Origin of the sequence: Mangrovimonas sp. CR14, assembly GCF_011764015.1 — a bacterium.
GTDB classification, from domain to species: Bacteria; Bacteroidota; Bacteroidia; order Flavobacteriales; family Flavobacteriaceae; genus Mangrovimonas; species Mangrovimonas futianensis.
On sequence record NZ_JAAFZY010000002.1, the window covers coordinates 142,690 to 162,139 of the forward strand.

A 19,450-nucleotide genomic window follows, 5' to 3' on the forward strand; every position below is an offset into this window, starting at 1 on the left:
TTCAACAAATTTAAAGACAAATAATAGGGAAAAACATGTCAAAAATCATAAAACGAGTTGATAAATAGACATCCATAAATTTTAAGTAACTTTGCCGATATTTTTGTGATATGATTATAGTAAAAACTAGAGAAGAAATAGAATTGATGCGTCAAAGCGCACTCGTTGTTTCCAAAACTTTGGGAATGCTAGCCAAAGAAGTAAAGCCTGGTGTAACCACCCTTCAATTGGATAAAATGGCTGAAGAATTTATTAGAGATCATGGCGCGGTTCCTGGCTTTTTAGGACTTTACGGATGTCCTTCTACCCTACTTTGCAGCGTTAATGAAGCCGTAGTTCATGGACTTCCTACAGACAAACCACTTGAAGATGGCGATATCGTTTCTATTGATTGTGGAGCTTTGATGAATGAGTTTTATGGTGATCATGCCTATACCTTTGAAATTGGTGAAATTGCTCCTGAAACCAAAAAACTACTTGATATTACTAAAGAGTCTCTTTATGTAGGAATTCGTGAGTTTAAAAACGGTAACCGAGTTGGAGACGTAGGTTTCGCCATTCAAAAGTTTTGTGAAAATGAAGGCTACGGAGTTGTAAGAGAGCTTGTAGGGCATGGATTGGGTAAAAAAATGCATGAAGATCCAGAAATGCCAAATTATGGAAAACGTGGTCGTGGCAAGAAGTTTATTGAAGGTCAGGTTGTTGCGATAGAGCCCATGATCAATATGGGAACACACAAAGTTAAGCAACTTAAAGATGGCTGGACCATTGTGACTCTTGATGGCAAACCAAGTGCCCATTTTGAACATGATGTCGCCTTAGTTGATGGTAAGCCTGAAATTCTTTCAACATTTGCTTACATCTACGAAGCACTAGGGATTGAAAGTGATGAGGAAACCGAATTTAGACAAAAAGCTTTAGTCCTTTAAACATTATATGAAACGAATTGAATTTGTAGAAAAGGAGCTCTCAAACCTGAGAACTATTTTAAACAACCATCCAGTTTATAAAGCACTTTCCCATATGGATGATGTAAAAATCTTTATGGAACAACATGTGTTTGCCGTATGGGATTTTATGTCCCTTTTAAAGGCCCTTCAAAACCAACTAACTTGTACTAAAACGCCATGGGTTCCAGCTCAAAATGCCACAACGGCTCGATTTATAAACGAAATCGTATTGGGTGAGGAAAGTGATTTAGATGAAAATGGCATTCCGAAAAGTCATTTTGAAATGTATTTGGACGCCATGAATCAAATAGGAGCCTACACACATACCATCCAAAATTTTATTGATCTCATTTCGAAAGGAGCATCTATTGATTCTAGTTTGGATAGTGTAAAGATTCAAAAAGAAACTGCCGACTTTATCAAATTCACGTTTGATATCATTGCCACAGGAGAGCCTCATAAAATTGCTTCGGCTTTTACTTTTGGTCGAGAAGATGTCATTCCTGATATGTTCTTTCAGATTATCAATCAATCACAAACCCAAGATCAAACCTATTCCAAACTCACTTATTATTTAAAGCGACATATTGAGTTGGATGGCGATGAGCACGGGCCCCTATCTCTTAAAATGATTGAGGAGCTATGTGGGGATAATGACCAAAAGTGGCAGGAGGTTTTGGAAGTAGCCAAAGAAGCCTTGAATAAAAGGATTGAACTCTGGAATGGTATTTCTGAATTAATCAATTCAAACCAACTACAAGAAGTTTAGGGATTGAAAAAACTTTTTAAAATATTGCTCAATACCATACCGAGACCTATTCTCATTAGGCTCAGCTATGTGGTTAGGCCTTTCATGGAATCATTTTTAAAAGGCTCTACCTATACCGATCCTATCGACGGCAAAAGTTTTAAAAGTTTTTTACCCTATGGTTATGGAGAGCAACGGCACAATGTCTTATCTCCGTCCACGCTTTCGTTGGAAAGACATCGATTACTATGGCTGTTTCTCACAAAGGAAACTAACTTTTTTACAGACCATTTGAAAGTACTTCATTTTGCTCCTGAACAGGCATTTTATAAGCGATTTAGAAATATACCTCATCTGGACTATACCACAACCGATCTCAATTCACCTCTTGCAGATATCAAAGCCGATATTTGCAACCTTCCTTTTGATGATAACACTTACGATGTGATTCTTTGCAATCATGTATTGGAGCATATACCAGATGATACCCAAGCCATGAAAGAACTGTATCGCGTTATGAAGCCTGGTGGTTGGGGTGTTTTTCAAATTCCGCAGGATTTAAATCGGGCAACCACTTTTGAGGACAATAGCATAACCGATAAAAAAGAACGAGCGAAAATCTTTGGTCAGTATGACCACGTGCGCGTATACGGCAGGGATTATTTTGACAAATTACGAAGTATCGGTTTTCAAGTAGAGGAAGTTGATTATACCAAAACTTTTGAAAAAGAAGACATAGAAAGGTACTGTTTGGCTCAGGGTGAAATTATTCCATTTGTGCGCAAATAAATAGCCGCTAATAAATCCAGAAAAATCTAACATGTTCTGAGAGAAATACTCATAAAAGGGTATATTTATCTTCCTATAATTAGTTGTGCAACATAAAAAAAGCCACCTGAAAACATTAAAAAACGTATTACTGATATTGGTTTTTACAGTTATCGGATGTAAATCCGAAAGGAAGCTAGACGGAAATTATTGTACTTGCCACAATGGACTTTATGCTGAATTATATATTGAAAATGACTCTATGCAATCCGCAACTAGTTTGGGTTGGATCTCGAATTGGAGAGAGTTTGAAATAAAAAATGATACTATTTATCATTTATATTTTGGAGAAGGTTCAAAAAAAGCAAAAGCCAAGATAGGTTTCAAAGAAAGAGGTGGATTTGAACTTTACTATCCAATGGACGGTGTTACTCATTCCTATAATAAGTTAAACTTGATAATTGAAAATGATATCACATCTGAGCAATTTTGGAATGAATTCAATCAACGAAAAATAGAATTTGACTGTTTTACTGTTTCTGAGAGATATTTAGAGCTCGAAAGATATTTCGGAAAGGAAAATATAAGAATTGATTATAGTGGAGAAACCCATAATGAAGTTAAAATTACTCATATTCCAACCGGAATAGTTAAAATCGAAACGGAACAGAAAACACAAGTGGAAAACGCAATTATTGCTATGAAAAGAATAAAATTGGAAATTGAAAAATCCAAATAGCATAACCTTGCAAAAAAATTTAAAAATAATTGGTAGGTCACTGCTCGCAGGAAAGTCCTTCGGACCTTCCGAACATCTTTTCCCTTTCGCTTTCTTAAGCCCTTGAAACAATGTATACCCGCAGTCATATTTTAGGACAGCCATTTATAGATTCCTGTATCAAACCACTAATTTTCACTCCATTAAAATAAAAATGTTATCTTTATCCCGATGCAATTACTTTCCCCAAAAAGTCTTGCACATTAACTAAATATCTAAAATAACAGATTAACCCAAATCTAATTTAGACATGAGACCTACTATTACTATCCCTATTTACGCCCTAGTTTTAGGGGCTCTCCTTTTGACTGGTTGCCAGTCTATGAACCATCTTACCATGAGTGTGACAGAACCTGCCCCTGTTCATGTATCTTCTCAAGTACAGCGCATTGGTATCCTTAACCGAAGTGAATCGACTTCCAATAAAACCTTAGATCAAATGGATCAAGTCTTTTCTCTGGAAGGAAAATTATTGGATAAAGAAGGTGCCCAACGTGTCGTTCAAGGCATTTCAGATGAATTTAAAAAACTAAACCAGTTTGAGACGGTCACTTTTGTAGAAGCCGATCAAGTTGAAAATCCAGGCCTGGGAATTTTTCCTAGTAATATGTCTTGGGAAACCGTCAATCAATTATGTCAAAAATATCAGGTGGATGCATTATTCGTCCTATCATTTTATGATACGGATGCCCACATTGCTTACAGCAATCAAACCGTACAAAAGTTAAACGCATTTGGACTTAAAATTCCTGTGATTGAGCATACGGCCAAAATAACAACCAATATTAAAGCTGGTTTTAGAGTTTATAACAATCTTACCAAAGAAATACTGGATGAGTTTGTAATTGACCAATGGTCTACTTCAGTAGGCAAAGGTGTAAATCCTGCCAAAGCGCTAGAGGCCATCAGTGGACGCAAAGAAAATGTACTTCAAATAAGTGACCACTTAGGACATGATTATGCCTTACGAACCTTTCCATATAAAATTCGCGTGACTCGTGAATACTATGTAAGAGGTACGGAAAATTTCGAAATTGCAAAAAGGCGCGCTCAAACAGGAAATTGGGATGGCGCTGCAGAGCTTTGGGAAATGGAGACCAACAATCGTAAAGCAAAAGTAGCGGGACGCGCTTGTTATAACATGGCCATTATCAACGAGATTAATGGTGATTTAGAGGCAGCAACTTCCTGGGCTTCTAAAGCCTATACCGATTATGAAGACGGTAATGCCTTACGATATTTAAAGGTTCTTAATAATCGAATTGCTAAAAGTCAAGTCCTGGTATATCAAGAAAATGATTGAAAAGTATTCTCGAGGATACCTTATAACCCATTGTTTTGATTGACCTGAAATCAAGAAATTCAGCTTTAAAATTTACGCTATTCTAGTACCTCTTTTAATAGAAAGGATTGGTTTGAAGTAGTTTGCTTCTAATGTAGGTTTAAAGCATTTAGCATAAATAACCTAGGAAAAGGGCAGACTCTTTGACCATTTACAATAATTTCCAAAGATACATGATTAAAGGAGTACAGAGATATTAGCTCACCGGGAGACTAAATATTTTCCTGTTATATACCTCTCTAAAAGTAAATTTAACAGTTAAGACTTCTCAAAATGAGAATTTATTAAAAATCGAATGGCCCTTATAACTGTAAGAAATATTTTACTACTTTAAAGACTCTCTTTAAACATTACCATGAAAAAATATTACCTTCTCCCATTTATTTTAATCACTTTTAGTTTACAAGCACAGATTCCTAATGTTAATTGGTTTGGACATGTAGGTGGTTCCGTATTAGATCAAGTAAACTCCATTACCCTCAATTCTGAAAATGATTTTTTAATAACTGGATATTATGGTTCTAATAGCGAATTTGATTGGATAAATTCCGACTACACCCTAACAGGCATGAGTGGTAATGATGCTTTTTTAGCTAAATATACCAACGAGGGTATTATTGAATGGGCTGTTAAATTTGGTGGAAATTTAAATGATGGTGGAGGTGATGTTGCTGTAGATAACTCGAATAATGTGTATTCGGTTGGGACTTTTACAAATACAGGCGATTTTGACCCAGGGCCCAATACTTACAATTTAACCTCTACTCAAGGTGCATATTCATGGATTGACATCTACATATCAAAACTGGATACGGATGGTAATTTTGTATTTGCCAAACAAATTATGGGAGAGGCAGTTAAAAGACCCAGCGCCATAAAAGTAGATGCAGCCGGTAATTTTTATGTTGTAGGGTATTACAATAACCCGCTTACCTTGCCATCTGGAGATATTATTGACATTCCCACTCCAGACGATTTGAGTCTCTATTCTATGTTTATTATAAAATTTGATACAAATGGTGATGTTGTATGGTATCATAACCTAGGTGAAGCCAGTAACATGCAACGCATTGAAACCTTAGACCTAGATGCTAATGGAAACCTATATATAGGAGGGCAATTTCATACCGAAACAGATTTTGACCCAGGTGTTGGAGAGGTTATACTAACCCCACACACAATGTATTATTCTGATATGTTTATTTTAAAATTAGATGCAGATGGAAACTTTGTATGGGTGAAACAATTTGGAGGAGATAATACCAACTCTCTTCGAGGTTTAAAAGTTTCTGAAACTGGAGATATTTATGCAACCGGTTATTTTTATGGCATGGTTGATTTTGACCCCAATGCTGGTGAACATCAAGTAACCTCAGCTCCTGATACGGGATACAACCCCTTTCTATTCAAGCTTGACAATACGGGGAGTTTTCAATGGGTAAAAGATTTTAGAGGTAATGGAAGAGGTTATGCCGTATCCACCTCGGCAGAAGGACAGGTATTTCTAGGAGGCGATTTTAATAACACCTGTGATTTTAGTGGCGGATTAGAAACCGCTGTCATTACGCCCGAAGGCGATATCGATGGTTTTATAGCAGCTTATGATGCCGCTTCTGGAGATATGATTTGGGTGAAGACCATGGGTTCTGATCTAGAGGCTAGAGTGACTGCTCTTGACGTTGACCAAGACGGAGCTCTTTTTGCCGTTGGTAGTTTTGATGAATTTGGACATATTAGCAACGACGTAGATGACGTAACTGTTACAGGAAATGGCATGAAAGACGGCTTTGTTTTGAAAATAAGCGAAGAAGAGCTGAGTTTGCCCGAAGTAACTACAGATGTATTTTATCTATATCCGAACCCCGTTTCAGATTTGGTATCGTTTCATCTTCCAAACGACTATCAAGCCAATAGTATAAAAATATATAATCTGACAGGTCAACTTGTGCATCAAGAACGTTACCAATCGCAAATTTCCTTAAAACATTTGGCTTCTGGTCTATACATCATGCAACTAGAAAATAACTCTCAAAAACTAACAGTCAAATTAGTGAAACAATAAAAAAAGGTCCAAGATAATATCTCAATTAACTTTGAAAAATCTTATTCTGGAAAACCATTTAAAGACTTAGTTTCCAATTCACCATTCTCATTTTCAAAAATTAAAAAAACTTGAAGTTCGGGATGAGAGACCAAGAATTCCTCTATACGATCCATTCCCATACTTTTAAAGGCCGTGGCATAGGCATCAGCAGTCATACAATTCTCTGCAATGACCGAAATGCTCAATAAGTTTGTTTTACTAGGGTAACCTGTTTTTGTATCGATAATATGGGAATACCGGTTGCCTAGAGAATCAACCTTGAACTTCCTGTAGGTTCCTGAAGTGGCCATAGCCGCATTTTCTAAATCGATGGTACGCATGACGGATTGACTTCCATCAAAATGAGGCATTTCAACACCTACTTTCCATAGGCTTTCCTTTTGAGCGTTATAACCTCTACATCTTATTTCACCTCCTATCTCGACCAAATAATTATTTACTTGCTTGCTTTCTAAAAATTCTCCAATGACATCCACACCATAACCCTTAGCAATGGCATTAAAATCAATAAAAGCATTTGGAGCTGTTTTCTTCACATGATTATCAACGATTCCCATTCTATTAAAACCTACCGATTTCATCAAACTATCTACTTGGGTACTGTCAATATTTTGAATAGCGCCTTCCGGACCAAAATCCCATGCATTAACCACTCCTCCTATCGTAGGGTCAAATGCACCTTCGGTATATCTATAAATAAGCTTAGAGGCCTCAAAAACCATTTTAAAATGATTGTCAAGTTCGACATCTTCTCCTCGATTTATCCTTGAAATATTAGAATCTTCAATATATGTAGACATCGATTCATTGACTTCATTAAAAAGCCTATTGAAATCTTTCTGATAATTTTCAGTTCCTTCATAAATCACAGAATAGGACGTGCCGAAAACAGGTCCAGACAACTTAGTGTTTTGAGGTGGTTTGGAACAAGAAAAAGCTATTAATAAAAATAGGGCAAGTAACGAATATTTCATTTAGTTCAAATTGGTTTCTACTACTTGAATACCATTATATTCCATAAGGTATTCTTCATTGAGGTAAATGGGTAAATCTTCGCCATTGGGATTTCCCAAACCTACGCCGGCATAAAGTACTTTCGCATTCTTTTCACGAGCATGCTTCTTGAAAGACTCCATCCATAGCACATCATAATTGTTTGGATTTTCTGGTAGCATTACAACCTTTACAATTACAAAATAGTATTGAGCATTTCTATCAATGCAAACAAACTGAGGGTGTCGTTTCATTTTACTATTGACCGCTATAAACTCAAAACCTCTTTGTTCTAAGTCCTTACCTACATGGTTCATAGCTAAATTATGCATTTCCTGTTTAGACAGTGGCTTTCCCATGCCACAAAGGTATTACAAAACCCCTAGAAAATGCAAAGAATTCCTACCTATGGCCAACGTCTTTAATACATAATTCTGGATATGCCATTAGCATGTTATCAAAAGCATAGTATCGAATTTTAATAAACCTATAACCACCCGATTCAAATAAATTCTGTAATTTAAGGATCATATTCAAAAACTATGAGAACAAGTAACCGGTTTAATTGTGCCATAGAAAAGTTATACCAGGCATTCCACAGCAATAGACTACACCCCGAATGTTGTAAACAATGTGCCGTAGGTAATATATTGGATGGTCAAGATTTTTGGAAACACTTGTCTGACGATCATGGCTCTACCCAATTAAATCTACTTGGAAAGCTTCACCAGGCAAAAGGAAAACGCTTCAATGGATATACTCCACAAGAGTTACTTTACATCGAAGTTTCATTTTTAAATGCCTGTGGTTATGAATTACCCGTGCATTACAGAAATAATAAACCTGATAACCCTCAGGATAAAGATTTACTTTTTCAAGGCCTATCAGCAGTGGTCAGTACTTTGTGTGAATTGGATCAAATTCCAGATGTTATGGATTGTACACAACTGTTTAAATTCAGGGCAAAAAGCAAAAAAGCTTCAGAGCTAATCGCATAAAAAAGCCGATTCCAAATGGAATCGGCTTTTCTTTTCTAAAATATATTTTTGATTTGGTATTCTATCCCCCGAAGTCATCAAATCGGATATTCTCATCTGGGATACCAAAATCTTGTCCCATTTTCTCCACTGCTTTATTCATTAATGGAGGTCCACAGAAGTATAATTCGATATCTTCTGGTGCATCATGATGATTCAAATAATTTTCAATCACACAATTGTGTATGAATCCAACAAAACCATCACCAGGTGCATCTATATTCTCTTTTACTTTCCAGTTATCTTCTGGTAAAGGCTCAGATAGTGCCAAATAGAACTTAAAGTTAGGGAATTCTCTTTCTAATTCTCTAAAGTGCTCTAAGTAGAATAACTCACGCTTAGAACGACCACCATACCAATAAGTCACTTTTCTACCAGTTCTTAAAGTTTTGAATAAGTGGTATAAGTGTGAACGCATGGGCGCCATACCAGCTCCACCACCAACGTATAACATTTCAGCCTCTGACTCATTAATAAAGAACTCTCCATAAGGTCCTGAAATAATAACTTTATCTCCTGGCTTTTGATTAAAAATGTATGAAGAGGCAATTCCTGGATTTACATCCATCCAACCATTTTTAGCTCGATCCCATGGCGGAGTTGCAATACGAACGTTCAACATAATATCACGTCCTTCCGCTGGATAAGAAGCCATAGAGTAAGCTCTCTCAACAGTTTCATCATTTTTCATCACTAATGGCCATAAACCAAATTTATCCCATTCAGCTTGAAACTTATCTGGCGTTTCATGCTCTTCAGGGTGAGCGGTGATATCAATATCTTTATAATTAATTGTACATGGAGGAATTTCTATCTGAATGTATCCTCCTGCCTTATAATTCATATCTTCAGGAATACGTACAACAAACTCCTTGATAAAAGAAGCCACATTGTAATTACGAATCACTTCAGCTTCCCATTTTTTGATACCAAAAATTTCTTCTGGAATTTCAATTTCCATGTCTTGCTTTACCTTCACTTGGCATCCAAGACGGGCTCCTTCTTTCAATTCCTTTCTTGTAAAGTGAGGCGTTTCAGTTGGCAAAGCTTCACCTCCACCAGACAATACATGACATTCACATTGAATACATGTACCTCCACCACCACATGCTGATGGTAAAAATATTTTCGCATTTCCTAAAGTAGACAATAAAGTTCCTCCAGAAGCTACCTCTATTTCCTTTTCACCATTAATTTTAATGGTTACAGGACCTGATGGAGATAGTTTTTGCTTGACAAATAATAACAGGGAAACCAATAGAATGGTTACTATTAAAAAGGCGGCTACCGTTGCTACTACAGTTCCTAATGTACCTGCGGCTAAAATCATGTTACTCGTTTACTTTAGTATTATTAGCTAATGTTTTTACTTCTTCTTTAACCTCTTCCTTTACCACTTCTTCATTTGGTGTTGCGGGTTGCTCTATGACAGCAGATTTCTCCTCCTTCTTTCCAGCATCATCTCCACCTGTCAACATACCTCCAAAGCTCATAAAACCTATGGCCATAAGCCCAGTAATGATAAAGGTGATACCTAATCCCCGTAATGGAGCAGGCACGTTTGAATATCTAATTTTCTCACGGATAGCAGCAATAGCCAAAATAGCCAAGAACCAACCTATACCGGAAGAAATGCCATAATTAAAGGCCAAACCTATAGAAGGAATTTCTCTAGACTGCATGAATAATGAACCACCCAAGATGGCACAGTTAACAGCAATCAATGGCAAGAAAATACCTAAAGAATTATACAACGCTGGAGAAAATTTCTCTACTACGATTTCTACCAATTGAACCATGGTTGCAATGGTAGCAATAAACATAATAAAAGAAAGGAAACTCAAATCATAAGAAGCATATTCTTCTCCTAACCATTTTAAAGCACCTGGTTGAAGTACATATTGATCAAGTAACCAGTTTACCGGCACAGTTACAGCTAATACGAAAATAACTGCAGCCCCTAGACCAACTGCTGTACTTACTTTTTTAGATACCGCAAGGTAAGAACACATCCCAAGGAAAGTGGCAAATACCATGTTATCTATAAATATTGATTTGAAAAATAATTCTACGTGTTCCATTTGATATTAGTTTTTAGTTTCTTGTTGTTAGTTGCTTGCCTATAATAGACCATCAACCTCTAACCATAAACTAAATTTAGTCTTCAATTAAATCTTTATTTCTACTACGTTGTACCCAAATAATGATACCAACAACAATCAAGGCCATTGGCGATAACAACATAAATCCGTTATTCTCGTAACCTATTGAATACAAACCTGTCTTTTCAATTGGGTCTCCTAAAACTTTAAATCCTAATAAAGTTCCAGAACCTAAAAGCTCTCTAAAGAAACCAACGATTACAAGGATTAATCCATATCCAGCGGCGTTACCAATCCCGTCAAGGAAAGATCTCCATGGTCCGTTACCTAAAGCAAAAGCTTCAAAACGACCCATAATGATACAGTTGGTAATAATTAATCCCACGAATACTGATAGGGTTTTACTCAATTCATAAGAGAAGGCTTTTAAAACCTGATCTACTATAATTACCAAGGCAGCTACTACAACCAACTGCACAATAATTCTAATTTTTGAAGGTATGATGTTACGTATTAAAGAAATAACTACGTTACCAATTCCTAACACGGCCATTACCGAAATAGCCATTACAATTGAAGCTTTTAATTGCGCTGTAATTGCTAAAGCTGAACATATTCCTAATACCTGAATAGTAATAGGGTTGTTATCTGCTAATGGATCTGTAATTAACTTGGCGTCTTTTTTAGATAAAAGTCCCATAAATTAATTGTTTTTTAAATTATCAAAATAAGGCTTGTAAAGCTTCAAATCGCTTTTCAACATGGCTGCTACACCGTTTCCAGTAATAGTAGCACCTGCTATGGCATCAACCGCATTATCTTCTTTGTCTTCATTCTTAGGATCGGCATTACCTTTAGCAACATCAATTCCTTTAAAAGACCCTTGAGACAACAAATACTCACCAGTAAAATCATCCATAAAGAAACGCTCTTTAATATTGGCCCCTAAACCAGGTGTCTCACCAGCATGATCGAAAAATACGCCTTGTACGACCATATTTTCATCCAATGAAACAAATCCCCAAATAGCATCCCATAATCCTTTACCATAAACTGGAGCGATGTAAAAGGTTTTTCCATCCTTCTCTCCTATGAATAAAGGCAAACGTCTTTGTTCTTTATTTGCTTTCTCTTTTTTGATGTCCATTAAATAAACATCAGTTCCATAGTCATCTTTAGGTTGGGTTTCATAATCCTTAACGATTTCTCTACCTTCTACTTCTTTAATAACTGAACCATTAAGGTCTAGCACCAATTGCTTTTTGATGTACTCATTGAAAAGCTCTGGTGCTTGGTTAGCATCCACAAACACAGCGCTACTCTCGTCATTATTATTGACACCCATAGCATAAAGTATGTTTTGCTGCTTTTCAATCTGCTTATTCTTATCAATTCTTGGTCTTAAAGATGAAGCCGTAAAAGCCAACAATGCTCCAACTATAATCACCATTGCAACGGCAAATAATACGGTATATACGTTACTGTCTGTTTTATTACTCATTGTCTTAAGCTGTTTTTGCTTTTAAACGTTTCATTCTTTTCTTCACATTACCTTGAACCACATAGTGGTCAATAGTAGGTGCAAATACGTTCATCAATAATATGGCCAACATTACTCCCTCTGGGTAAGCTGGATTGAACACCCGGATAAGGATAGAAATAAATCCTACCAAGAACCCGTAAATCCATTTTCCTTTATTAGTTTGTGAAGCAGTAACTGGATCTGTAGCCATGAAAACGGTACCGAAGGCAAAACCACCAATCAATAAATGGTGCCAGAATGGTGCACTCATTAATCCGTAGAACTTACTACCCTCTACAATCCAACCAGAACTTACAACACCGTTAAAGATCAAGCCCATTGCTATGGCTCCTAAAACAGAAGACAGCATAATTCTCCAACTTCCTATTTTGGTAAAAATCAAGAAAAGACCTCCTAGTAAAATCAAGAAGGTTGAAGTCTCTCCCACCGAACCAGGAATAAAACCATAGAACATATCCATCCATGTATAATCAATGGTCTGCCCCTGAGCTAAACTACCTAGTATAGTTTCACCAGACATGGCATCGACATTGGCTCCTGAGGCTATTTCATTAGCTCTTTCCACGGCACCATGTACCCATACTTTATCCCCTGACATCCAGGTTGGATAAGCAAAGAACAAGAAAGCACGAATAGTTAAAGCTGGATTTAGGATGTTCATCCCAGTTCCTCCAAATACTTCTTTTCCGATAACAACACCAAAGGCTACGGCTACAGCCAACATCCAAAGTGGTAGATCTACAGGTACGATTAAAGGAACCAACATTCCTGTTACCAAATACCCCTCTTCCACTTCATGTCCCTTGATAGTAGCGAAAAGGAACTCAATTCCCAATCCCACACCATAGGAAACAATAACTAGTGGTAATACTTTTATCAATCCAATGTAAAACGCATCCCAAGATAAAAAGTCAACAGGTGCACCAGCTGAAATATAATGCTGATATCCCGCATTGAACATTCCAAAAATCAAACATGGTACCAAGGCCATGATAACGATATTCATGGTACGTTTTAAATCATCGGCAGCCTTAATGTGAGTTCCACCATGGGTGGTATCATTAGGCATATATAGAAAAGTATGCAACGCATTGAACGCTGGTGCCATCTTGGTACCTTTATACTTTTCTTTTAAATTATGTAATGTACTTTTTAAACTCATTATTTCTTATTTTTCATTCTGAAGAACAAAACGAATCATTAACCTATTTCTTTAATCATCAAATCCAATCCTTCTCTAATAATCTTTTGATGTGGTTGTTTAGAAACACAAACAAATTCAGTTAAAGCAAAGTCCTCTGGCGCTACCTCATACATTCCTAAAGCTTCCATTTCATCTAGATCTTTATACATACAAGCTTTTAGAATTTGCATTGGATAGATATCTAAAGGAAAAACTTCTTCATAATTACCAGTTACCACAAAAGCTCTATGTTCTCCGTTGGTATTTGTATCCAGTTCAAATTTCTTCTTAGGAGATAACCAAGAAAAGGTCAACGCTCTAGAAGTCGATATTTTATTAAATATAGGTCTATTCCACCCGAAGAAATCATAATCATCTCCTTCTGGAATAACCGTTATGGTATTGCTATAATAGTCTAATGCACCATCTGGCTTCACTTGTTTCCCGGTTAAAACGTTCCCAGAAATAATTCGGTCGTTACCGTTTTGCTCCACTCCATTGTCATAAACCATTGTTGCTACTTCACTACCTATTTTGGTTTTAAAGTATCTTGGTTTTTTCACAGAAGATCCTGCTAACGCCACAACACGTTCTGCATTAAACTTACCTGTAAGTAACAATTCACCTATGATCACCAAATCTTGAGGATTAACCGTATAAACAGTTTCACCTTTATTAACAGGATCAATCCTATTGATTTGAGTTCCAACATTTCCAGAAGGGTGAGGACCACTTACTTTGTGAAGTGTAATTCCAGACAATCCTGCTAGAGGCGAATTGGAATTAGCTCCAACACTCACATGGATTTTACCTGATGTCAATTTCCCTAAAGCGTCAATAGCAGCCTGAAGCTCAGCTTCTTTACCTTGCAGAGTGAAATCATAATCTGCAGCCAAAGGCGCTGTACCATAAGCTGAAATAAAAATAGCTTTTGGCGATTTTGAAGGGTTAGCAATTACATCATAAGGACGTTGCTTGATAAAAACCCAAGCTCCTGATGCAAGCAAATAGGACTTTACTTTTTCTGCATCAGCTCCAGCGATATCAAATTTACCATGATCTACATAGCTTTGCTCTTTATCGGCTTTAATCTTGATAGCCATGATACGTCTTCTCGCTCCACGCTCTACTTCAACTACCTCACCAGATACTGGAGATACAAACTTCATTTCTTCAACATCTTTGTTGTAGAAAATAGTTTCACCTGCTTTAACTTTAGTACCCTCTTTTGCGATAAGTTTCGGAAGAACTCCGTGGAAATCTTCTGGTCTGATGGTGCAGAAGTTGCTAACAATGGCATTTTCCAGCCTTTTCTCAGCTTCACCAACAAGATTAATGGTCAGACCTTTTTTAATCTTAATGTCGTTTGACATAGGTTCAATATTGAATTTAATTGTGCAAAAAATCGACGCAAATTTACAAACTTAATAGAAATAATGAACTTTTTAATGAATGCTAATTATTTATTTATACTTATTCTAAATAGCTTTAAACAGTACATTTTAAATGTCTGTTAATCTGACAATTAATACAATATTTCTCCTGGTAAAAGGCCTTTATACCCCGTATACTGAAATTTCCATATCAATTTCACACAAATATTTCCTTTAAACAATTAAAAAACCACACCATATTAAGATAAACCTACATTCTTAATTTCAAAAACCATGTACTTCATAAATAAGTATTATTTCTTCATCATTTAATTCAATACAAAAGATATCTCAATAGAAATATAATTGAAATTAAAAGGCTGCCCCTTAAGCGCAATTAAAGGAACTAAATGAATTTCGAAATAGAAAAAAGGCCTGCTTCTTTTGAAACAGGCCTCTCTCACCATATGCCCCTTATTATTATTTTAAGCTGTTGGTAAATCCCTAGTTAACCAACCTCTTCTACTGGCCGTAGCAATAGCATATGGCGTAATCCAAAACAATCCAAATGTATAAAGGATACTATATGAATAGGCCCAAAAGGACTCTGAAAATTTGTACCGTTTGGCATAGAAAAGCATTGGGAAACTTGAAAAGATTAAAATACCCAACAACGTAGAACTAATAAAAAGCACCGGATGTGTTAATATGAATAGTAACATAAATATCAAAAATGGATAACACATCACAATTTTAAAGGATTGGTTTAAAAAGAGAAGTCTAGCTCCCGACTTTGAACCTTCCCTAAAATTGGTGAATACATATTTAGCCATGGCAATATTTTCCCTGACATTACTCCTACCCCATCTAATGAACATTTTGTAAAGGCCTTTATACTTTTCTGGCACGTTTGTATAAGCATAAGCATTTCTTTGGAATAGAACATAATGCCCTTGCTTCAATATCATGTTAGTCATCGCTCGGTCCTCTCCAATGTCTGATGGCTGCCCCATAAACGTCTGATTAATCCACTCATCCAAACATGCAAATACAGCCGATCTTCTATAAGCCGCTAAAGCCCCAGGGGTACACAATACTGAATTTAATTGACTTTCGGCTGACCTTACGAATTCAAAACTTAGCACAAAACTGACATTAAGCATTTTCGGCAACAATGCCTTCTCATTATTTAGAACTCTAATGTTTCCAGCTACAGCCCCACATTTCTCATTAACAACAAAAGGACTTACCAAGTTCTTAAGCGTATCAGAATCTACAACTGAATCACTATCTACTGTGACAAAAATATCTCCTTTACCCATTTTAAAACCACGATAAAGCGCATGCCGCTTCCCTTGATTTTTAGGTTGCTGCAGGATTGAAACGCGATCTCCCAATACTTTTTTAGCCTCATTCATCCAGAACCAAGTATTATCTTGACTTCCATCATCTATGGCCAACAATTCCAATTTTTCTTCAGGATACTCACTTTGAGCTAGACTCATTAAAGTGGCATACACTTGTTTCCCTTCATTGTATGCAGGAACAATCACGGTACAAGTAGGCAATTCCTCATCTGAAACAGCCTTGACTGAGCGATATCTAAAATATAAATAAAGGGTGTAAAGGAAGTAACCTCCTTTGAAAAAGAATAAACCAGTGGCTATCCAAAAGAAAATGGCTCCAATAGTAGAGTTCAATCGCTCTTCCCTAAAGGCTAAAAATTGTTCTTGATAATATACAGCAAGAAAAGCTGCAAAAATCATTAGCAGAAAAGTTCCCGCCAAAACTATAGTATTTCGTGGATTGAAAGTTTTATTTGTTTGATGATTTTGATTTGGATAATCCAAATTCAATTCTGAGGGAATATTATTTTTTCTCATTAATTATGTTTCGATTTGTTCAATTTGATTTCACAGACTCCTATTCAATCCCTGTGCCATTCCGAAAAACAACCGAATTAAAGGCTCTACTAGCCTTCATCCATTTCAAAACCGTATAATTTTTACACAAACTAGGGACAGATTACACACTTTCTGATACACCTTCTATTAAAATAAATCCTTAAAAATTTTAATACCTAAGATATTTATGTATATTTGACTTATGTATTCAAAAGATCTAATAAAAGGAACACTTCAACCCATCATTTTAAAACTTCTTGAGGAGAACAATAAAATGTATGGTTATGAAATCACTCAAAGAGTAAAAGAACTTACCAATGGTAAAATTGAAATTACTGAGGGAGCTCTTTATCCCATGCTTCACAAATTGGAAGCTGACAAAATTTTAAGTACTGAAAAAGTGTACATAGGCAAAAGAGTAAGAAAATATTACCACTTGACCCAAAACGGCAAGCAGGTAGTAAGTGAAAAAATTAACGAGCTATCAGACTTTCTATCCACCATGCAACTTATTATCAAACCTAAAACCAATATGATATGAATCTAACAGAAAATCATATAGCTCAGATCAAGCATGATATCATGTTGAGAGGTGTTACACTTGAAGATTTATCTGATAGTTTGCTAGACCATATTTGTTGCGTTTTGGAACAATCTTCAGAAACTGATTTTGAAACGGCTTATGAACAGGCAATTGATGCATTTGGAAAAGCCGGCCTGGAACATATTGAAATAGAAACACAATTATTAATCACCCATAAAAAGCAAATTACCATGAAAAAAACCATGTATTTCTTAGGTTACATCGCCGTAGCAATTAGCACGACCGGTGTCTTGTTTAAAATCCAACATTGGCCGGGTGCTAGTGTTTTAATCACTTTGGGAATTGTCATCCTAAACTTCGGATTTCTACCCATGTATTTTTATGACAAATACAAAAACGCTATCAGTAGTTAGTGATTAAGTTTTTTTAACTTCGGTAACAAGGGCGCATTTTTATCTTGATATTGCTCCATATGCTCAATTATTTGATCCAACAACTCGATCGCTCTCAAAATATGAGGACCTTTGTTTAGCATAATACATTCCGCCTTTGTTGCCGTTACTGCATCAGTAATTTCGGACCTACTGGGAAGTCCTTTCTTAGCCAGCTTTTCAAGAACTTGAGTAGCCCAAACAATGGGAATATGGCAGGCATTGCACAATGCCAGCATTTCCTTTTGAATGTAACCCAAATCCTTCCAACTTGTTTCAATTGCCAAATCACCTCTCGCTATCATCACTCCTACCTTTGGCGCTTTTAAGGCTTCCAATAAAATATCTTCCAAATGGTTAAATGCAGCTTGGGTCTCAATTTTATATATTACTCCTAAAGAATCCAAAGCATCCAATTCCTTTAAACATTCATGCATTTCCTGAACATCACTAACAGAGTTAACGAAGGAAAAATTGACGATATCGGCATATTTTGCAATAAATTTTAAGTTTTGCCTATCAGTATGAGTCAACCCTCTAATGTTCAGTTTGGAATCTGGGAAGTTAATTCCTTTATCGGCCTTTAATTTGCCCCCCTTTTCATCGGACCTAAGGATTTTAACTGTGGCGATATCACCATTTAAATCTACAATTTCACTTTTAATAGTACCATCATCAAAATACACTCTATTCCCCTTATGGAGGTAATCAAAAACTTCAGGCAATGTACAGGCAATAATTGCCGGCGACTGAAGCGCCCCGTTCTTATCATATTGCGCCTTTCTTCCCACCAAAGGAACTCGAGACAATTGTAATTCATCACCTTCATAAAGAACAATGGGTTTTTTCACTTCTCCAGTTCTTATTTTAGGTCCACTTATGTCCATGGCAATTATGGTTCTTCTCCCAAGTTTTGCATCTACGGCCTTAATATGTTGTATTATATCGAACCAATCTTCTTGAGTGTCATGAGCACAATTTATACGCGCTATTTTCATACCCTTGACAATCATTTTTTCAACGGTTTCTCTATCATTTGCAACATAACCAGGCATGGTCACCATGATCCTTTGTTTTCTATTTTCAGGGGACCTCCCAAACAAAACATTGGTTTTTTCAGTCAACAATCGCTCACTATCTAAAATTGAAACCTTAAAATCCTGCGGCCAGTCAATAGACTTATTAAGCAACTTCAACAAATAGTAGCGCGTAATTTTCAAACTAGCCTCAGTATGGGCTTCTGCCCTTGCCAATCTAGACATTCCCAAAATACCCAACTGATGTTGCAATTCGCGTAGATCAAACGATCGTAAGGTGAGATAATGTATCAAGTTAATCGCACTCTTTTCATGGTCGGGGTGAATATCCTTGAGCACACGTTTGTAATTGTGTTGATCTTGAATTATTTTCTCAAGAATCACATCAATTTCTTCTACCATTTTTGTAAGATCTGTTGTCTCCATAACTTTCTAAAACAAATTTCCCTAAAACTTTCTGGAAAAATGATGATTTAGATCAGTTTAGCAACCTCCCTAAATCTCAACCTATTGAAATTATTGTAAAGTTAATAATATCAACCGCTCCAACCTTTTTTAAAAGGTTAATTTTAGGGCCATCATAAACCCTTTATAACAAGGCATAAAATTTGAT

The 19,450-nt window shown here is 36.3% G+C and carries 19 protein-coding genes; 9 read left to right on the forward strand and 10 right to left on the reverse strand.

The genetic code is table 11. From position 1 onward, the window contains the following. Positions 1-110 precede the first annotated feature (110 nt). From map to GZ212_RS03990, 6 genes are all read left to right on the forward strand, one after another. Entirely contained in the window at positions 111-929 is an 819-nt protein-coding gene (map, locus tag GZ212_RS03965) for a type I methionyl aminopeptidase (RefSeq protein WP_166957472.1), read from the forward strand. Positions 930-936: 7 nt separating this feature from the next. Next, positions 937-1,719: a DUF3050 domain-containing protein gene (locus GZ212_RS03970; RefSeq protein WP_166957474.1), complete on the forward strand. Its 783-nt coding sequence runs from the start codon at positions 937-939 to the stop codon at positions 1,717-1,719. Positions 1,720-1,722: 3 nt separating this feature from the next. After that, positions 1,723-2,487 (forward strand): class I SAM-dependent methyltransferase, encoded by a 765-nt coding sequence (locus GZ212_RS03975; protein WP_166957476.1) that lies wholly within the window; start codon positions 1,723-1,725, stop codon positions 2,485-2,487. A gap of 85 nt (positions 2,488-2,572) precedes the next feature. Next, a complete protein-coding gene (locus GZ212_RS03980; RefSeq protein ID WP_166957478.1) occupies positions 2,573-3,205 on the forward strand; it encodes a peptide chain release factor-like protein in 633 nt (210 codons plus the stop codon). A 289-nt stretch (positions 3,206-3,494) separates the two neighbouring features. Next, positions 3,495-4,547, forward strand: coding sequence for a DUF6340 family protein (locus GZ212_RS03985; RefSeq protein ID WP_166957480.1), 1,053 nt, complete (start codon positions 3,495-3,497; stop codon positions 4,545-4,547). A gap of 394 nt (positions 4,548-4,941) precedes the next feature. Continuing rightward, positions 4,942-6,648, forward strand: a complete 1,707-nt coding sequence (locus GZ212_RS03990; RefSeq protein WP_166957482.1) for a T9SS type A sorting domain-containing protein — start codon at positions 4,942-4,944, stop codon at positions 6,646-6,648. Between the two features lie 41 nt (positions 6,649-6,689). Here GZ212_RS03990 and GZ212_RS03995 read toward each other — a convergent pair whose 3' ends face one another. Continuing rightward, positions 6,690-7,664, reverse strand: coding sequence for an FAD:protein FMN transferase (locus tag GZ212_RS03995; protein WP_166957484.1), 975 nt, complete (start codon positions 7,662-7,664; stop codon positions 6,690-6,692). After that, on the reverse strand, positions 7,665-8,042 hold the full coding sequence (locus GZ212_RS04000) for a Na(+)-translocating NADH-quinone reductase subunit F (protein WP_166957486.1): 378 nt from the start codon (positions 8,040-8,042) through the stop codon (positions 7,665-7,667). Positions 8,043-8,225: 183 nt separating this feature from the next. Between GZ212_RS04000 and GZ212_RS04005 the strand changes: the two genes are divergently transcribed. Then, a complete protein-coding gene (locus GZ212_RS04005) occupies positions 8,226-8,681 on the forward strand; it encodes a Na(+)-translocating NADH-quinone reductase subunit F (protein ID WP_166957488.1) in 456 nt (151 codons plus the stop codon). Between the two features lie 61 nt (positions 8,682-8,742). Here GZ212_RS04005 and nqrF read toward each other — a convergent pair whose 3' ends face one another. From nqrF to GZ212_RS04040, 7 genes are all read right to left on the reverse strand, one after another. Next, positions 8,743-10,050, reverse strand: a complete 1,308-nt coding sequence (gene nqrF, locus GZ212_RS04010) for an NADH:ubiquinone reductase (Na(+)-transporting) subunit F (RefSeq protein ID WP_166957490.1) — start codon at positions 10,048-10,050, stop codon at positions 8,743-8,745. Position 10,051: 1 nt separating this feature from the next. Continuing rightward, positions 10,052-10,801, reverse strand: a complete 750-nt coding sequence (gene nqrE / locus GZ212_RS04015; protein WP_166957492.1) for an NADH:ubiquinone reductase (Na(+)-transporting) subunit E — start codon at positions 10,799-10,801, stop codon at positions 10,052-10,054. Between the two features lie 76 nt (positions 10,802-10,877). Next, positions 10,878-11,522, reverse strand: coding sequence for an NADH:ubiquinone reductase (Na(+)-transporting) subunit D (locus GZ212_RS04020; protein ID WP_053971407.1), 645 nt, complete (start codon positions 11,520-11,522; stop codon positions 10,878-10,880). A gap of 3 nt (positions 11,523-11,525) precedes the next feature. Then, the gene (locus tag GZ212_RS04025; protein ID WP_166957494.1) at positions 11,526-12,323 is read right to left on the reverse strand and encodes a Na(+)-translocating NADH-quinone reductase subunit C; all 798 of its coding nucleotides are present in this window, start codon (positions 12,321-12,323) and stop codon (positions 11,526-11,528) included. A 4-nt stretch (positions 12,324-12,327) separates the two neighbouring features. Then, entirely contained in the window at positions 12,328-13,527 is a 1,200-nt protein-coding gene (locus GZ212_RS04030) for an NADH:ubiquinone reductase (Na(+)-transporting) subunit B (protein WP_053971405.1), read from the reverse strand. A 38-nt stretch (positions 13,528-13,565) separates the two neighbouring features. After that, positions 13,566-14,921, reverse strand: coding sequence for a Na(+)-translocating NADH-quinone reductase subunit A (locus GZ212_RS04035; RefSeq protein WP_166957496.1), 1,356 nt, complete (start codon positions 14,919-14,921; stop codon positions 13,566-13,568). Between the two features lie 485 nt (positions 14,922-15,406). Continuing rightward, positions 15,407-16,804: a glycosyltransferase family 2 protein gene (locus GZ212_RS04040; protein WP_166957498.1), complete on the reverse strand. Its 1,398-nt coding sequence runs from the start codon at positions 16,802-16,804 to the stop codon at positions 15,407-15,409. 223 nt (positions 16,805-17,027) lie between these two features. Between GZ212_RS04040 and GZ212_RS04045 the strand changes: the two genes are divergently transcribed. Then, positions 17,028-17,366 carry a PadR family transcriptional regulator gene (locus tag GZ212_RS04045; protein WP_053971402.1) on the forward strand — a complete coding sequence of 113 codons (339 nt, stop codon included), beginning with the start codon at positions 17,028-17,030 and terminating at the stop codon, positions 17,364-17,366. Then, positions 17,363-17,782, forward strand: a complete 420-nt coding sequence (locus GZ212_RS16120; protein ID WP_240923744.1) for a hypothetical protein — start codon at positions 17,363-17,365, stop codon at positions 17,780-17,782. The genes GZ212_RS04045 and GZ212_RS16120 overlap by 4 nt, the downstream gene beginning before the upstream one ends. Here GZ212_RS16120 and GZ212_RS04055 read toward each other — a convergent pair. Next, positions 17,779-19,263, reverse strand: a complete 1,485-nt coding sequence (locus GZ212_RS04055; RefSeq protein ID WP_166957500.1) for a pyruvate kinase — start codon at positions 19,261-19,263, stop codon at positions 17,779-17,781. The two genes, GZ212_RS16120 and GZ212_RS04055, sit on opposite strands and share 4 nt — an antisense overlap. Positions 19,264-19,450: the final 187 nt, after the last annotated feature.

Excerpts from the sequence above, each read along its gene's own strand:
- map (WP_166957472.1), top strand. The coding sequence starts at position 111 with ATGATTATAGTAAAAACTAGAGAAGAAATAGAATTGATGCGTCAAAGC.
- GZ212_RS03970 (WP_166957474.1), top strand. The coding sequence starts at position 937 with ATGAAACGAATTGAATTTGTAGAAAAGGAGCTCTCAAACCTGAGAACT.
- GZ212_RS03985 (WP_166957480.1), top strand. The coding sequence starts at position 3,495 with ATGAGACCTACTATTACTATCCCTATTTACGCCCTAGTTTTAGGGGCT.
- GZ212_RS03990 (WP_166957482.1), top strand. The coding sequence starts at position 4,942 with ATGAAAAAATATTACCTTCTCCCATTTATTTTAATCACTTTTAGTTTA.
- GZ212_RS03995 (WP_166957484.1), bottom strand. The coding sequence starts at position 7,664 with ATGAAATATTCGTTACTTGCCCTATTTTTATTAATAGCTTTTTCTTGT.
- GZ212_RS04000 (WP_166957486.1), bottom strand. The coding sequence starts at position 8,042 with ATGGGAAAGCCACTGTCTAAACAGGAAATGCATAATTTAGCTATGAAC.
- GZ212_RS04005 (WP_166957488.1), top strand. The coding sequence starts at position 8,226 with ATGAGAACAAGTAACCGGTTTAATTGTGCCATAGAAAAGTTATACCAG.
- nqrF (WP_166957490.1), bottom strand. The coding sequence starts at position 10,050 with ATGATTTTAGCCGCAGGTACATTAGGAACTGTAGTAGCAACGGTAGCC.
- nqrE (WP_166957492.1), bottom strand. The coding sequence starts at position 10,801 with ATGGAACACGTAGAATTATTTTTCAAATCAATATTTATAGATAACATG.
- GZ212_RS04020 (WP_053971407.1), bottom strand. The coding sequence starts at position 11,522 with ATGGGACTTTTATCTAAAAAAGACGCCAAGTTAATTACAGATCCATTA.
- GZ212_RS04025 (WP_166957494.1), bottom strand. The coding sequence starts at position 12,323 with ATGAGTAATAAAACAGACAGTAACGTATATACCGTATTATTTGCCGTT.
- GZ212_RS04030 (WP_053971405.1), bottom strand. The coding sequence starts at position 13,527 with ATGAGTTTAAAAAGTACATTACATAATTTAAAAGAAAAGTATAAAGGT.
- GZ212_RS04035 (WP_166957496.1), bottom strand. The coding sequence starts at position 14,921 with ATGTCAAACGACATTAAGATTAAAAAAGGTCTGACCATTAATCTTGTT.
- GZ212_RS04040 (WP_166957498.1), bottom strand. The coding sequence starts at position 16,804 with ATGAGAAAAAATAATATTCCCTCAGAATTGAATTTGGATTATCCAAAT.
- GZ212_RS04045 (WP_053971402.1), top strand. The coding sequence starts at position 17,028 with ATGTATTCAAAAGATCTAATAAAAGGAACACTTCAACCCATCATTTTA.
- GZ212_RS16120 (WP_240923744.1), top strand. The coding sequence starts at position 17,363 with ATGAATCTAACAGAAAATCATATAGCTCAGATCAAGCATGATATCATG.
- GZ212_RS04055 (WP_166957500.1), bottom strand. The coding sequence starts at position 19,263 with ATGGAGACAACAGATCTTACAAAAATGGTAGAAGAAATTGATGTGATT.